Source organism: Pseudomonas sp. FGI182 (genome assembly GCF_000511325.1).
GTDB classification, from domain to species: domain Bacteria; phylum Pseudomonadota; class Gammaproteobacteria; order Pseudomonadales; family Pseudomonadaceae; genus Aquipseudomonas; species Aquipseudomonas putida_Z.
The window spans coordinates 4,386,069-4,399,771 of the sequence record NZ_CP007012.1 but is presented as its reverse complement, the minus strand read 5'-3'; the positions used below and the strand labels follow the sequence as shown (position 1 = coordinate 4,399,771).

General features: G+C 63.5%; 12 protein-coding genes. 6 read left to right on the top strand and 6 right to left on the bottom strand.

What is annotated here, in order from left to right:
- Positions 1-76: 76 nt before the first annotated feature.
- Entirely contained in the window at positions 77-988 is a 912-nt protein-coding gene (locus tag C163_RS19300; protein ID WP_015271343.1) for a LysR family transcriptional regulator, read from the bottom strand.
- 128 nt (positions 989-1,116) lie between these two features.
- Between C163_RS19300 and C163_RS19295 the strand changes: the two genes are divergently transcribed.
- Genes C163_RS19295 through C163_RS19280 form a run of 4 tightly spaced genes read left to right on the top strand, consistent with a single transcriptional unit; the run spans position 1,117 to position 4,789 of the window.
- Positions 1,117-2,403, top strand: a complete 1,287-nt coding sequence (locus tag C163_RS19295) for an MFS transporter (RefSeq protein WP_013973753.1) — start codon at positions 1,117-1,119, stop codon at positions 2,401-2,403.
- A gap of 9 nt (positions 2,404-2,412) precedes the next feature.
- Positions 2,413-3,192 carry a 5-oxoprolinase subunit PxpA gene (locus tag C163_RS19290; RefSeq protein WP_025340208.1) on the top strand — a complete coding sequence of 260 codons (780 nt, stop codon included), beginning with the start codon at positions 2,413-2,415 and terminating at the stop codon, positions 3,190-3,192.
- Complete coding sequence (gene pxpB / locus C163_RS19285) at positions 3,189-3,875, top strand: 5-oxoprolinase subunit PxpB (RefSeq protein ID WP_025340207.1); 687 nt, start codon at positions 3,189-3,191, stop codon at positions 3,873-3,875. Before C163_RS19290 ends, pxpB begins: the two co-directional genes overlap by 4 nt.
- A complete protein-coding gene (locus C163_RS19280; RefSeq protein ID WP_025340206.1) occupies positions 3,872-4,789 on the top strand; it encodes a biotin-dependent carboxyltransferase family protein in 918 nt (305 codons plus the stop codon). The genes pxpB and C163_RS19280 overlap by 4 nt, the downstream gene beginning before the upstream one ends.
- A 115-nt stretch (positions 4,790-4,904) precedes the next feature.
- On the opposite strand, the gene C163_RS19275 is transcribed toward C163_RS19280, so the two are convergent.
- From C163_RS19275 to C163_RS19265, 3 genes are all read right to left on the bottom strand, one after another.
- Positions 4,905-6,083, bottom strand: coding sequence for a VWA domain-containing protein (locus tag C163_RS19275; protein ID WP_013973749.1), 1,179 nt, complete (start codon positions 6,081-6,083; stop codon positions 4,905-4,907).
- A 13-nt stretch (positions 6,084-6,096) separates the two neighbouring features.
- Positions 6,097-6,942, bottom strand: coding sequence for a MoxR family ATPase (locus C163_RS19270; protein WP_013973748.1), 846 nt, complete (start codon positions 6,940-6,942; stop codon positions 6,097-6,099).
- Positions 6,943-7,163: 221 nt separating this feature from the next.
- Entirely contained in the window at positions 7,164-8,237 is a 1,074-nt protein-coding gene (locus C163_RS19265) for a DUF748 domain-containing protein (RefSeq protein ID WP_025340205.1), read from the bottom strand.
- 147 nt (positions 8,238-8,384) lie between these two features.
- Here C163_RS19265 and cysK point away from each other — a divergent pair, with 147 nt between their 5' ends.
- The gene (gene cysK / locus C163_RS19260; RefSeq protein WP_013973746.1) at positions 8,385-9,359 is read left to right on the top strand and encodes a cysteine synthase A; all 975 of its coding nucleotides are present in this window, start codon (positions 8,385-8,387) and stop codon (positions 9,357-9,359) included.
- Between the two features lie 287 nt (positions 9,360-9,646).
- Positions 9,647-10,582 (top strand): aspartyl/asparaginyl beta-hydroxylase domain-containing protein, encoded by a 936-nt coding sequence (locus C163_RS19255; protein WP_025340204.1) that lies wholly within the window; start codon positions 9,647-9,649, stop codon positions 10,580-10,582.
- A 136-nt stretch (positions 10,583-10,718) separates the two neighbouring features.
- Here the strand turns inward: C163_RS19255 and C163_RS19250 are convergent, their stop codons facing one another.
- Positions 10,719-11,876, bottom strand: a complete 1,158-nt coding sequence (locus C163_RS19250; RefSeq protein WP_025340203.1) for an ATPase — start codon at positions 11,874-11,876, stop codon at positions 10,719-10,721.
- A gap of 155 nt (positions 11,877-12,031) precedes the next feature.
- Complete coding sequence (locus C163_RS19245; RefSeq protein WP_025340202.1) at positions 12,032-13,684, bottom strand: cyclic peptide export ABC transporter; 1,653 nt, start codon at positions 13,682-13,684, stop codon at positions 12,032-12,034.
- Positions 13,685-13,703: the final 19 nt, after the last annotated feature.

The window sequence follows — 13,703 nt, the reverse complement described above, 5'->3', positions numbered from 1 at the left end:
TTCGCGACACAAGGCCGCTCCTACAGGGGCTGCGCCAGTCGTTCAAAAGTGAGTCAGCAGGTGAAAAGGTATTCAGTCAGACCAACACGATCCGCTGCCCACCCACATCCCGCGCATACCGCTCCAGCACCTGCCGGCAAACCCCGACCACTTCATCCACCAACGCCACCCCGGTCTGCCAGGCCACCACCAGCTCCAGGCTCGGCGGCGGTTGCAGCCCCTGCAGCAATACCAGCTCACCCCGGCTCAACTCGGCATCCACCAGCGCCGGCGGCAACGCACCAATGCCAAACCCGTCGCGCAACAGCCGGGTAATCGCCGCCACCGAGTTCACGCAATTCAGCCGCGGCGTTTCGGCCCCGGCACTCAGCAGCAGGCTCAGCACTTCCTGGTGCGGCCGCGAGTTCTTCGAGAAGGTGATGATCCGCTCACGCCCAAGCTCGGCCAGTGAGGCGTAGTCGCGGTGCTGGTGCGAGCCGGCGGCCACCACCCAACCCATCGGGTAGCGCGCCAGGTCCAGGCTGCGGATCGACTGCTCGCGCAGCAGGTCGGTCTGCAGGATCACGTCGAGAAAGCCCTTCTGCAATTGCTCGCGAAGGTTCAGCGCAGTGTCGGCCACCAGTTCGATTTCCACCTGCGGGTAACGCTCGGTCAGCTCCGCCACCAGCGCGCTCATCCAGGTGTGGATCACCGTGTCCATCACCCCGATACGGATGCGCCCGACCTTGGCCCGGTCGCTGTCCAGCGACTGCTTCATGGCCTTGGCGGTTTCCAGCATGCGCTCGGCATATTCCAGTACCTTGCCGCCCTCCGGGGTCAGGCTGACACCGCGTGAATCGCGCAGCAGCAACTTCACGCCCAGGTCGGCTTCCAGCGCGGCAATGCGGCTGGACACCGAGGCCTGGGTGGTGAACAGCTTTTCCGCGGTCAGGCGGAAGCTCTTGAGCCGGGCGACCCAGACGAAGGTTTCGAGGAAGCGAAGGTTCATGATCAGTTTTTCTTGTTCCAGACCGGCGGTTTTTCTCGTTGGACGCAAATGGCGCGGCGTCTGAACAATGGCAGCCAGGCCGCGACTCATTGTCGCCCATAAAACAATACCAACAAGCCGAGGCAAGCATGAACCCCACCGGCGTGCAGCAGCAGGTCAGCTCCCCATCTTCGTCCGGGCCTTTCGCCTGGTATCGCGACATCGACTCACAGCAGCGCCGGACGTTCTGGAGCTGCAAGATCGGCTATGGCCTGGATGGCATGGACACACAGATGCTCAGCTTCGTCATTCCGACGCTGATCATGCTGTGGGGCATCACCACCACCGAAGCCGGGTTGATCCACACCAGCACCTTGATCGCCTCGGCCGTGGGTGGCTGGGTGGCCGGCATTCTCTCCGACCGCATTGGCCGCGTGCGCACCCTGCAACTGACGGTGCTGTGGTTTGCCTTCTTCACCTTCCTCTGCGGCTTCGCCCAGAACTACGAACAGCTGCTGATCGCCCGTACCCTGATGGGCTTCGGCTTTGGCGGTGAGTGGACCGCCGGCGCGGTGCTGATCGGCGAGGTGATCCGCGCCCAGGACCGTGGCAAGGCGGTGGGCATGGTGCAGTCCGGCTGGGCGCTTGGCTGGGGCCTCACCGCCATCCTCTACGCGCTGCTGTTCTCCTGGCTGCCGGCCGAGCAGGCCTGGCGCGCGCTGTTCCTGCTGGGCCTGGTACCGGCGATCTTCGTGATCTTCGTCCGCCGCCTGGTCAAGGACCCCGAGGTATACCGCGAGGCCAAGGCGGTGGAAAACGCCGAGGCACCTGCGCAGTTCTACGAAATCTTCGCCCCGGGCATGCTCTGGACCACCGTGCGTGCGTCCCTGCTGACCACCGGCGCACTGGGCGGCTACTACGCCATTACCTCGTGGCTGCCGACCTTCCTCAAGAACGAGCGCGGCCTGAGCGTGCTGGGTACCGGTGGCTACCTGGCCATGGTGATCGTCGGCTCCTACGTCGGCTATGTGGTCAGTGCGTACCTGTCCGACCTGCTGGGGCGCAAGAAGAACTTCATCCTGTTCGCCGTGGGCTCGTTCGTCATCGTGCTGCTGTACACGCAAATGCAGGTCAGCGACGGCGTGATGCTGTGGCTGGGCTTCCCGCTGGGCTTCTTCGCCTCGGGCATCTTCAGCGGCATGGGCGCGTTCCTCACCGAACTGTTCCCCACGCGTATCCGCGGTTCGGGGCAGGGCTTCTGCTACAACATCGGCAAGGTCATCGCGGCACTGTTCCCGCTGCTGATCGGCGTGCTCGGCCAGAAGGTACCGCTGGGCCTGGGTATCGGCGTGTTCTCCGCCGTGTCCTACGGGGTGGTGATCGTGGCGGCGCTGAGCCTGCCGGAAACCCGCGGCAAACAGCTGCAGGCGCGTTAAGGTAGGCATATGAACAACGACAACGGAGGCCGTGCGGTGGAACGCCTGCTACTCAATTGCGACATGGGCGAGAGTTTCGGCAGCTGGCGCATGGGCCTGGATGCCGAAGTCATGCCCTACATCGATTGCGCCAACATCGCCTGCGGCTACCACGCCGGCGACCCCAGCATCATGCGCCGCACCGTGGCCCTGGCGCTGGAGCACGGCGTGACCATCGGCGCGCACCCGGCCTACCCGGACCTGGTCGGCTTCGGCCGCCGTTCCATGGCCTGCAGCCCGGAGGAAATCCGCGACCTGCTGCATTACCAGATCGGTGCGCTGGACGGCATCTGCAAAGTGTTGGGCGGCCGCGTGGCCTACGTGAAACCCCATGGTGCGCTGTACAACGACATGATGGCCGACCCGCTCAAGCTGCGTACCGTACTGGAGGCTGTGGCGGCCTATGGCGGCGGCCTGCCGCTGATGCTGATGGCTACCGCCGACAACCGCGCCGCCCAGGCCCTGGGCGATGAAATTGGCGTGCCGCTGTGGTTCGAAGCATTCGCCGACCGCGCCTACACCGCCAGTGGGCACCTGGTGTCGCGGCGCCTGCCCGGCGCGGTGCACCACGACCCGGCGCTAGTGGTGGAGCAGGCCGTGCGCCTGGCCCGTGGCGACACGCTGGTGGCGGACGATGGCAGTGCGTTGAGGCTGGTGGCCAGCACCCTGTGCGTACACGGCGACAACGACAGTTCGGTTGCGGCAGTGCGGCAGATTCGCCAGGCCCTCGATGCCCTGGAGTCGCGATGAAGCCGCGTATTGAAGTTGTGGCCATCGACAGCCTGATGGTGCGCCTGTTCGATTCCATCGACGAGGGCAACATGCCGTGGATGCTTGCTGCCAGCCAGCGCTTGCGTGCGGCGTTCGGCGAGCACTTGCTGGACCTGGTGCCGTCCTACACCACGCTGATGGTGCAGTTCGACCTGCCACCGGGTGAGGCGAGGGCACTGATCATCCGTGCGCTGGAAGGCTTGCAGCCAGACACGGGCAGCGGTGGCCGCCGCCATGAGATCCCGGTGTGGTACGACGCCAGCGTCGGCCCGGAGCTGCCGGTGTTGGCGGCCCGCAGTGGCTTGAGTGAAGCAGAGGTGATCCGCTTGCACAGCGAGCGCGAGTACCCGGTGTTCGCCCTGGGTTTCGCCCCCGGTTTCGGCTTCATGGGCCTGGTGGACGAACGCCTGGCCAGCCCGCGCCTTAGCACCCCGCGCAAGCGCGTGGCGGCCGGCAGCGTCGGCATTGCCGAGCGCCAGACGGCGGCCTATCCGGCGGTATCGCCGGGGGGCTGGAACCTGATCGGGCGTACCCCGGTGCGCCTGTTCGACCGTGAACGCGAGGGCTACAGCCTGTTGCAACCCGGTGACCGGGTGCGCTTCGTGCCGGTTTCGCGCAGCGAGTTCGTGGCGTTGGGCGGTGATGTGGAGGCACAAGCATGAAGCAGTTGAAGATCGAGGCCAGTACGCCGCTGTGCCAGTTGCAGGATGCCGGGCGCTTCGGCGTACGCCACCTGGGCGTGACCCAGGGCGGGGCGCTGGACTGGGTGGCGATGCACTGGGCCAACTGGCTGCTGGGCAACCCGTTGGCGGCGCCGGTGGTCGAGGTGGCGCTAGGTGGTTTCTGTGTGGTCGCAGAGCAGGATTGTGTGCTGGCCCTGGCCGGTGCCGACCTGGATGCGCGGGTCGATGATCAGCCGCTGGCGCCCTGGCGCAGCTTTGCGTTGGTCAAGGGGCAGCGGTTGACCCTGAAGCAGCCGAAGCAGGGCGTGCGGGCCTACCTGGCAGCACCTGGCGGCTTCCTGGGCGAGGATGTGCTGGGCAGCCGTGCCACGGTCGTGCGGGAGGAACTGGGCGGTATCGATGGCCAGGGCTCTGCGCTCGGCAAAGGCCAGCTGCTGGCATTTTCCAGCGCTTCAGCGGCCTTGCGTAAGGTACCGGCAGCGCTGCGGCCACAGTACGCACAAAAGCCAGTGCTTGACCTGGTGATCGGCGCACAGATCGGTGACTTCAGCGGTACCAGCCTGTTCGAGGCGTTCAACCGCGAGTGGACGCTGGACAGCCGTGCCGACCGCATGGGCATCCGCCTGCTGGGGCCGCAGCTGGTCTACCAGGGCGCGCCGATGATTTCCGAGGGGATTCCGCTGGGGGCGGTGCAGGTGCCGCCGGATGGGCAGCCGATCGTGTTGCTCAATGACCGGCAGACCATTGGCGGCTATCCGCGGCTGGGGGCATTGACGCCGTTGGCGCTGGCGCAACTGGCGCAGTGCATGCCGGGGGCTGTGGTGCGGTTCCGGGCGGTGGTGCAGGATGAGGCGTGGCGGGAGCAGCAGGCTTACGGTGCGCGTTGGCATTGAGATTTTTGGGGCTGCCTTGCAGCCCTATCGCGACACAAGGCCGCTCCTACAAGGTTACGCGATCTCCTGTAGGAGCGGCCTTGTGTCGCGATAGGGCCGCAAAGCGGCCCCATACTTACTTGGATAGATAGCGCATCCCTTCCTCCAACCCCTGCAAGGTCAGCGGGTACATCTTGTCCTCGATCAAGTCCCGCACCAAGTGGGTCGATGCGGTGTAGTCCCAGGCCTGCTTCGGGTACGGGTTGATCCAGATGATCTTCCTGAATTTTTCCATGAAACGCTGCATCCACACATACCCGGCCTCTTCGTTCCAGTGCTCCACGCTGCCACCCGGCTGGGTAATCTCGTAGGGCGCCATGGCCGCATCGCCAACGAACACAACCTTGTAGTCATCGCCGTACTTGTGCAACAGGTCGAAGGTGGAATAGCGCTCCGAGGTGCGGCGCAGGTTGTTCTTCCACACCGACTCGTACACGAAGTTGTGGAAGTAGTAGTACTCCAGGTGCTTGAACTCGGTCTTGCACGCCGAGAACAGTTCTTCGCAGACCTTGACGTGGGCGTCCATCGAGCCACCGATGTCGAACAGCAACAGCAGCTTCACCGTGTTGCGCCGCTCGGGGCGCATCTGGATGTTCAGCAGCCCGGCATCCCGCGCGGTGTGGTCGATGGTGCCGTCGATGTCCAGCTCTTCGGCGGCGCCTTCACGGGCGAACTTGCGCAGCCGGCGCAAGGCCAGCTTGATGTTGCGCGTGCCCAGCTCCACCTGGTCGTCCAGGTTCTTGTATTCGCGCTGGTCCCACACCTTCACCGCCTTGCCCTGGCGCTTGCCGGCCTCGCCCACGCGGATGCCCTCGGGGTTGAAGCCGCCCGAACCGAACGGGCTGGTGCCGCCGGTGCCGATCCACTTGTTGCCGCCTGCGTGACGCTCCTTCTGCTCCTCGAGGCGCTTCTTGAACTCCTCGATCAGCTTGTCCAGGCCACCCAGCGACTGGATCTGCGCGCGCTCCTCATCGGTCAGCGAACGCTCGAACTCCTTGCGCAGCCAGTCTTCGGGGATCAACGCTTCGATGTGCCGGTCCAGGTTCTCCAGACCTTTGAAGTAGGCGGCGAAGGCGCGGTCGAACTTGTCGAAGTGGCGCTCGTCCTTCACCAGGATGGCGCGGGCGAGGTAGTAGAACTCGTCCATGTCGGCGAACACCACGCGCTTTTGCAGGGCCTGATGCAGGTCGAGCAGTTCGCGTACCGACACCGGCACCTTGGCCGCGCGCATTTCATTGAACAGGTTGAGCAGCATGGCCCGGCTCCTGTCAGCGGTTGCCGCGCCGGCTCATGAAGGCCAGGCGCTCGAGCAGTTGTACGTCCTGCTCGTTCTTCACCAGCGCGCCGGCCAGCGGTGGAATGGCCTTGGTCGGGTCGCGTTCGCGCAGCACCGCTTCACCGATGTTGTCGGCCATCAGCAGCTTGAGCCAATCGACCAGTTCGGAGGTGGAGGGCTTTTTCTTCAGGCCTGGTACCTTGCGCACGTCGAAGAACACGTCCAGCGCCTCGCTGACCAGCGACTGGCTGATGTTCGGGTAGTGCACGTCGACGATCTGCTGCAGGGTGGTGCGGTCGGGGAAGGCGATGTAGTGGAAGAAGCAGCGGCGCAGGAAGGCGTCCGGCAGCTCTTTTTCGTTGTTGGAGGTGATGATGATGATCGGGCGCTGTCTGGCCTTGATGGTCTCGTCGATTTCGTAGACGTAGAACTCCATCTTGTCGAGTTCTTGCAGCAGGTCGTTGGGGAACTCGATGTCGGCCTTGTCGATTTCGTCGATCAGCAGGATGACCCGTTCCTCGGCCTCGAAGGCCTCCCACAGCTTGCCCTTCTTCAGGTAGTTGCGCACATCGTGGACTTTGTCCACGCCCAGCTGCGAGTCACGCAGGCGGCTGACCGCGTCGTACTCGTAGAGGCCCTGGTGGGCCTTGGTGGTGGACTTGATGTGCCAGGTGATCAGGCGCGCACCGAACGAAGCTGCCAGCTGCTCGGCGAGCATGGTCTTGCCGGTGCCGGGTTCGCCCTTGACCAGCAAGGGGCGTTCGAGGGTGATGGCCGCGTTTACCGCCAGTTTCAGGTCGTCTGTGGCGACGTAGTCGCGGGTGCCTTCGAACTTCATGGGTCTGTCCTCTGCCGTATGCCTGTCAGGGCCTCTTCGCGGGCACGCCCGCTCCCACAGGAATTGCACAAACTTATGGATCTGTGGAGTACCTGTGGGAGCGGGCGTGCCCGCGAAGAGGCCCAACACCTGTTTTCGATTTGTCACCGACTATAACGCGGGGTTCGCCGACTGGAAACGCAGACCAGGTATTCAGTCCCTGAATGCCCCGTCACGCCCGCTCAGTCAGACTTCGGCGTCGGCTGCTCGTACTGCGCATTGAACGCCCGGATAAAGCCGTTGCGCAGTATCTGCAAGAACGCCTCGAAGGCGCTGATATCCTGCTTGCGCACGCTGCCATTGAGCTCCACCCGGGTGGCAAACTGGTTTTTCGGCTGGTTCTTCAGCACGGTCTGGGTCGCACCCACCAGCGCTTCCCACACCGAGCGGAGAAAGCCTTTGTCCTCTTCCTGCACATCCTGGTGCCAGTTGAATACGTCCACATCGCGCAGCAGCGGCTTGATATAGCCAGTCAGCCGGCCATTTTCGGCCTGGGCCTCGATCACCAGGTCGCCGTGCCCGGCATTGAAGTCGAACTTGCCGTAGGCGCCGGAAAAGTCATTGAGCTTGCGCAACTCGATGCCCGTGGCGCGCAGGCGGAACTGGAAGTCGTCGAAATCGCTGAACGGGTCGAAGGTGGCGCGGCTTTCCACCTTGGCATCCCCCAGCAGCAGGGCGCTGGCATCCAGGCTGGCGTCGCGCCGGCCCTTTTTGTCGCGTACGTTGGTCAGGTTGCGGATGTTGGCGTCCAGCTGGGTGGCCTTGAGGTTGACCGGTGGCTTGGAGTTGAAGTTGCGGAAGGTAAGCACCCCGTTGTCGACACGCACCTCGTTGAGGGTGATCGGCAGCAGTTTTTCCAGCTGTTGACGCCAGTCGGTGCCCTGGCCAGTCTGCGATGCCTGCTTGCTGCCACCGTCGACGAAGTTCAGCTCGGGCCGCACGAAGGTCACCTTGGCCACCACGGCCCTGTCATACCACAGCGAACGCCAGCTTACCGACAGGTCGATCAGCGGTGCATCCAGCAGCGGCACTGGCACCTTGCCGCTGGTCTTGACGATCTTCAGCCCGTTTATCTTGTAGGCACCGCGCCACCAGGCCAGGTCCACATCGGCCACCTGGCCGCGGTAGTCGCCCATATCGGCAAGTTTGTCGTTCAGGTAGTCCCGCACCAGATAGGGCAGGGCCAGGTGCAGGGCCACCAGCAACACGACCAGGCTGGCCAGGGTGACCAGCGGCCAGCGGTAGTGACCTTTCATCGCAGGCTCTCCAAGGTGGGCTCATAAAGACGCTTGTTTGGTTGACCGCAGGCTTTGCCACGGAGTTCGAACAGGCTTTACGGGCCACCGGCCCGGGCTTACCCTTGAGGTCTTTCCCTGCTTTTTTTCATGCCAAGGACCCCTGCCATGAGCCGTATCTTTGCAGACAACGCCCATTCCATCGGTAACACGCCGCTGGTGCAGATCAACCGCATTGCCCCGCGCGGCGTGACCATCCTGGCCAAGATCGAAGGGCGTAACCCGGGCTATTCGGTCAAATGCCGCATCGGCGCGAACATGGTCTGGGACGCCGAAAGCAGCGGCAAGCTCAAGCCGGGCATGACCATCGTCGAACCCACCTCGGGCAACACCGGCATCGGCCTGGCTTTCGTCGCCGCCGCCCGTGGCTACAAGCTGATGCTGACCATGCCCGCCTCCATGAGCCTGGAGCGCCGCAAGGTGTTGAAGGCGCTGGGTGCCGAGCTGGTGCTGACCGACCCGGCCAAGGGCATGAAGGGCGCCATCGAGAAGGCCAACGAAATCGTCGCCTCCGACCCGGCCCAGTACTTCCTGCCGGGCCAGTTCGAAAACCCGGCCAACCCGGCGATCCACGAAAAAACCACCGGCCCGGAAATCTGGAACGACACTGACGGCGCGGTCGACGTGCTGGTGGCGGGCGTCGGCACCGGCGGCACCATCACCGGTGTTTCGCGCTACATCAAGCATACGCAGGGCAAGGCGATCCTGTCGGTGGCGGTGGAACCAGTGGCATCGCCGCTGATCAGCCAGACCCTGGCCGGCGAAGAGCTCAAGCCCAGCCCGCACAAGATCCAGGGCATCGGCGCAGGCTTTGTGCCGAAGAACCTCGACCTGTCGATCGTCGACCAGGTGGAAACGGTGACCGACGAAGAGTCCAAGGCCATGGCCATCCGCCTGATGCAGGAAGAGGGCATCCTCTGTGGCATTTCCTGTGGTGCGGCGATGGCAGCGGCCGTGCGCCTGGCCGAAAAACCGGAAATGCAGGGCAAGACCATCGTCGTGATTCTGCCGGACTCCGGCGAGCGCTACCTGTCGAGCATGCTGTTCAGCGACATGTTCAGCGAGCAGGAAAACCAGCAGTAAGTTCTGGGGCTGCTTTGCAGCCCATCGCGACACAAGGCCGCTCCTACAAGGGAATGCGACCTGTTGTAGGAGCGGCCTTGTGTCGCGAACGGGGCGCAAGGCGCCCCCAGGTTTCATGCCCTACTGCTGACCCGCAGCAATGCTCGCCAGCGTGGTTTATTGCAAAATCTTCATGATTGAGTTGCTGCCCGGGCTGTTTTTACCCTGGCGGCATCAGTTTATGATGGCAGGATGATTTATCGGAGTGCAGGGCGCGCAGCCCTGTTTCTTCCTCAAGGAGTGAAAGCATGACCTTTTCCTTTGCAGCCAAGGCGGGTGTCTTGCTGGTGTTTTTTGGCAGCGTGCTGTTCGTGCACCTGCGCGGCAAGGCTCGCTTGCCGGTGTTGCGCCAGTTCGTCAACCATTCGGCGTTGTTCGCCCCTTATAACAGCCTGATGTACCTGTTTTCCGGCGTACCGTCCAAGCCCTACCTGGACCGCCAGCGCTTCCCCGAGCTGGACGTGCTGAAGGACAACTGGCAGGAAATCCGCGAAGAGGCCATGCGCCTGTTCGACGAGGGTTACATCCGCGCCGCCGAGAAGGATAACGACGCAGGCTTCGGTTCGTTCTTCAAGAAAGGCTGGAAGCGCTTTTACCTGAAGTGGTACGACAAACCGTTGCCTTCAGCCGAAACCCTGTGCCCGCGTACCGTCGAGCTGGTCAGCAGCATCCCCAACGTCAAGGGTGCGATGTTCGCCCTGTTGCCCGGCGGCAGCCACCTGAACCCGCACCGCGACCCGTTCGCCGGTTCCCTGCGCTACCACCTGGGCCTGTCCACCCCCAACTCCGATGCTTGCCGCATCTACGTCGATGGCGAGGAATATGCCTGGCGTGACGGTGAGGACGTGATGTTCGATGAAACCTACGTGCACTGGGTCAAGAACGAGACCGACATTACCCGGGTGATCCTGTTCTGCGACATCGAACGCCCGCTGAGCAGCCCACTGATGACCCGCATCAACCGCCAGGTCAGCGCCTTCCTCGGCCGTGCCACCGCGCCGCAGAACACCGACGACGAGCGTGTGGGCGGGATCAACCAGGCCTACGCCTGGAGCAAGCGCTTCAGCAACCGGATCAGTAGCAAGGTCAAGCAGTTCAAGCGCGCCAACCCCAAGGCCTACCGGGTGCTGCGGCCGGTGCTGGCGGCGGTGGTGGTGTACCTGTTGTATCACTGGTTGTTCTGATTCTGCCTGTTGGGGCTGCCTTGCAGCCCATCGCGACACAAGGCCGCTCCTACAGGTGATCGAGTACCCCTGTAGGAGCGGCCTTGTGTCGCGATAGGGGCGCAAAGCGCCCCCCGGCGTCCTCTCAGAAAACCACTCAGGCAAGACCTTCCAGCAAACCGTCCGCTCGCACGATATCGACTATCACCTGTTCATCTACCGCGTACACCCCCCGCGATGCTTTCCACACCAGGTTCTTGTCCTGCAAGGCGATAAGCGCTTGCTGCACCCCCGGTACCTCGGCCTTCACTTCGCTCGCATCCACGCCAGCCTGTTCCATCGCTTTGGCGTACAGTGCCAGGGTCGGGGCCTCGAACGGCGCGTAGTCGTTCCCCTTTGCGCACATGACACGTAGAACCGCAGCCTGGATAGGTGTGAGGCTGTGGATCACCTTTTTCAGGTTTGCGTTCAAGTCATTGGCTTGTGCCTGAACAAGCTCTCTGAATCGTGCCGGAATGGCCTCGGGTTCAATGCCGAAGTCGAAGCGGATTTCATCCGCGGCCGCACCCAATAGCTCCGGGCGATAGCCGCTTTCCTTGAAGAGCTGAAACACCTCCGTTGAATCGAGTGCGCATGGCAGGTCGATATTGGCGCACAGCCAGTCGATGAAGTCCTGGTCCAGCGTCGGGAACTGCACCATGGAGGCGCCGAAGAACGCCTGGTCCTTGCTGTTGCGCAGCATGGCCAGCTTGTCCCGGTTGGAACCGGTGCAGACGATGCGCAAGCCATGGTGCTTCGAACTGTTGAGTTCGTCTCTGGCTGCCTTGAGGGCGAACAGCGCCGCTATTCCTTGCTCGGTCGTGATTGCATGCTGTGCTTCGTCGATGATCAGTACGATGATCTTGCGGGATTCATCGGAGAGCGCCACCAGGGCGGTGGTCAGGTCGACATCTTGCCCCAGCCCGATCTTGTCCACGCTGAAGTTCAGGCCGCCGAAAGAGACCTTCTCCATGCCAGATGACTTTGCCAGCCGCGTGATGAAGCCTTCGTTACGCCCGACCGCCTCACGCACCGCTTCTACGATGACTTGCCCGGGATCTTTGGTCAGGTCTTTCCACAGATCGGCATACAGCACAATGGCCCCGGCTGTTTCGAGGGCAGGGCGCAGGTCTTCGCGGGCAAAGGTGGATTTGCCGGTACGTCGTGGCGCAGCGAGAAACACACCAGAGCTTGCTGCACTGCCCACGGCGACTTGCAGGATCAATTTCGACAGGCGGGACGCAAGCGCCGGGCGGTGATAGACAGTTTCAGGCATCTCGGCCCCTCCGTTTCAATTTATAGTCGATTATAGATTGATTATAGAGGCATTATAGATCTGGCAGGGGCGGTGTTTATAGGGAATTATAGACAGACTATAGAGCGATTATAGATTGTGGTTGATGAGGGGGCGCGCAGCCCCCCTTTGCTGCCTCAAGCCGGCTCCAACGCCTCCACCACTTTCCCCCGGCTAAGGTGCACCACCTTGTCCGCCGTATCGAAATACCGGTCATCATGCGAAATCACGATGATGGTCTTGCCCAAACGCTTCAGGTCCGGCAGCAGCTCGGTGTAGAACACCCGGCGGAAGGTCGGGTCCTGGTCCGCCGCCCATTCGTCGAACACCAGCACTGGCCGCCCGTCCAGCCAGGCATTGACCAGTGCCAGGCGCTTGCGCTGGCCGGTCGACAGGTCGGTGGTGGTAAAGGCACCATCGCGCACGCTCACCTTGTGGGCGATCTCCAGCCGCTCCAGGTAGCGTGTGGCATCGTTGGGCAGGCTGTGTTCATGCTCGGGCAGGTCGTCGAACAGGTAGTAGTCGGCGAATACCGTGGTGAACAGCTGGCGATAGTCATCCAGCCCCTCCGGGCCGACGGCCTTGCCGTTCAGGCGCACTTCGCCGCGTTGCGGGGTGTACAGGCCCAGCAGCAGCTTGATCAGCGAAGTCTTGCCGCAGCCGTTCTCGCCGACGATGAACAGGATCTCGCCCGGTTCGATGCTCAGGTTCACCGGCCCGACGCGGAACGGCTCGTTGCCGTCCACCGGCGGGTAGGCGTACTCGACGTCGTGCAGCTCCAGATGCGCGCTGGCCGGGGCGGCGCGCTTGACCGGCGGCTCCAGCAGCAGGTGCGGCTCGGGCGAGGAGAAGCGCTCGGACAGGTCGGCAATGCGGCGGAACGCCACCTGGGCGCGGCCGAGGATCGGCAGGTTGCCGATCAAGGTTTCCAGCGGGCCTTTCATGTACAGCAGCACCAGCACGAAGCCGCTCATCACCGCCGGGTCGTTGCTCGGCCATAGCGATTGCAGGGCCAGGGTCAGGCCGATGACCACGAAGAACAGCATCGACCCCAGGCTCTTGGCCGCGACGAAGATGTTGATGGCGCGGATATGGGTGTTGGCGATGAAGTCGGCGGTGCCCTGGATGTTGCGGGTCAGCATGGCGTGGCGGCGGCGGCGGTCGATGCGCAGTTCCTTGGCGCCCTCGGCGATGGCCGAGTAGTGCTTCTGCAGGTTGTCTTCGGCATCGCGGGCGGCGTTGAAGCCGGCCACGCCTTTCTGCCTGGCCACGTATTGAATGCCACTGCCAATGCCGATGGCCGCCAGGGTGATGAGGAAGATCGGCCACGACAGCCAGGCCAGGTAGGCCATGCAGCCAGTCACGGTGGTGAGCGAGATGGCCAGCGGGGCGAAGGCGAAGGCAAAGTCGCTGATGGTGTCGACGTCGCGCGTCAGCACCGGGATCAGGCGGTGGGTGCGGTAGCGCTCGATCTGCTCGATCGGCGCCGACAGCACCTTGGCGCCGAGGTCCTTGCGCAGCCTGGCGATGACTTTCTGCCCAACGTAGTTGGTGCCGCTGTCGGCCGCCACGCTGCTGACCAGGGCCAGCACGCACAGGCCGGCGAAGGCCAGGATCACGCCCTGGCTCATGCCGTCAGCGGCATGCAGGCCCTGGTTGACGGTGGCCAGCAGGGCGGTCACGGCCAGACCGCCGAGCATGCCCAGCAGCACCGAGACGATTACCGCCGGGCGGTAGGGTTTCAGCAGGCCCAGCAGTTCGCGGATGGCCCCGGGGGAGGAGGTTTTCATGAAGCGTGATCTCGCTGGT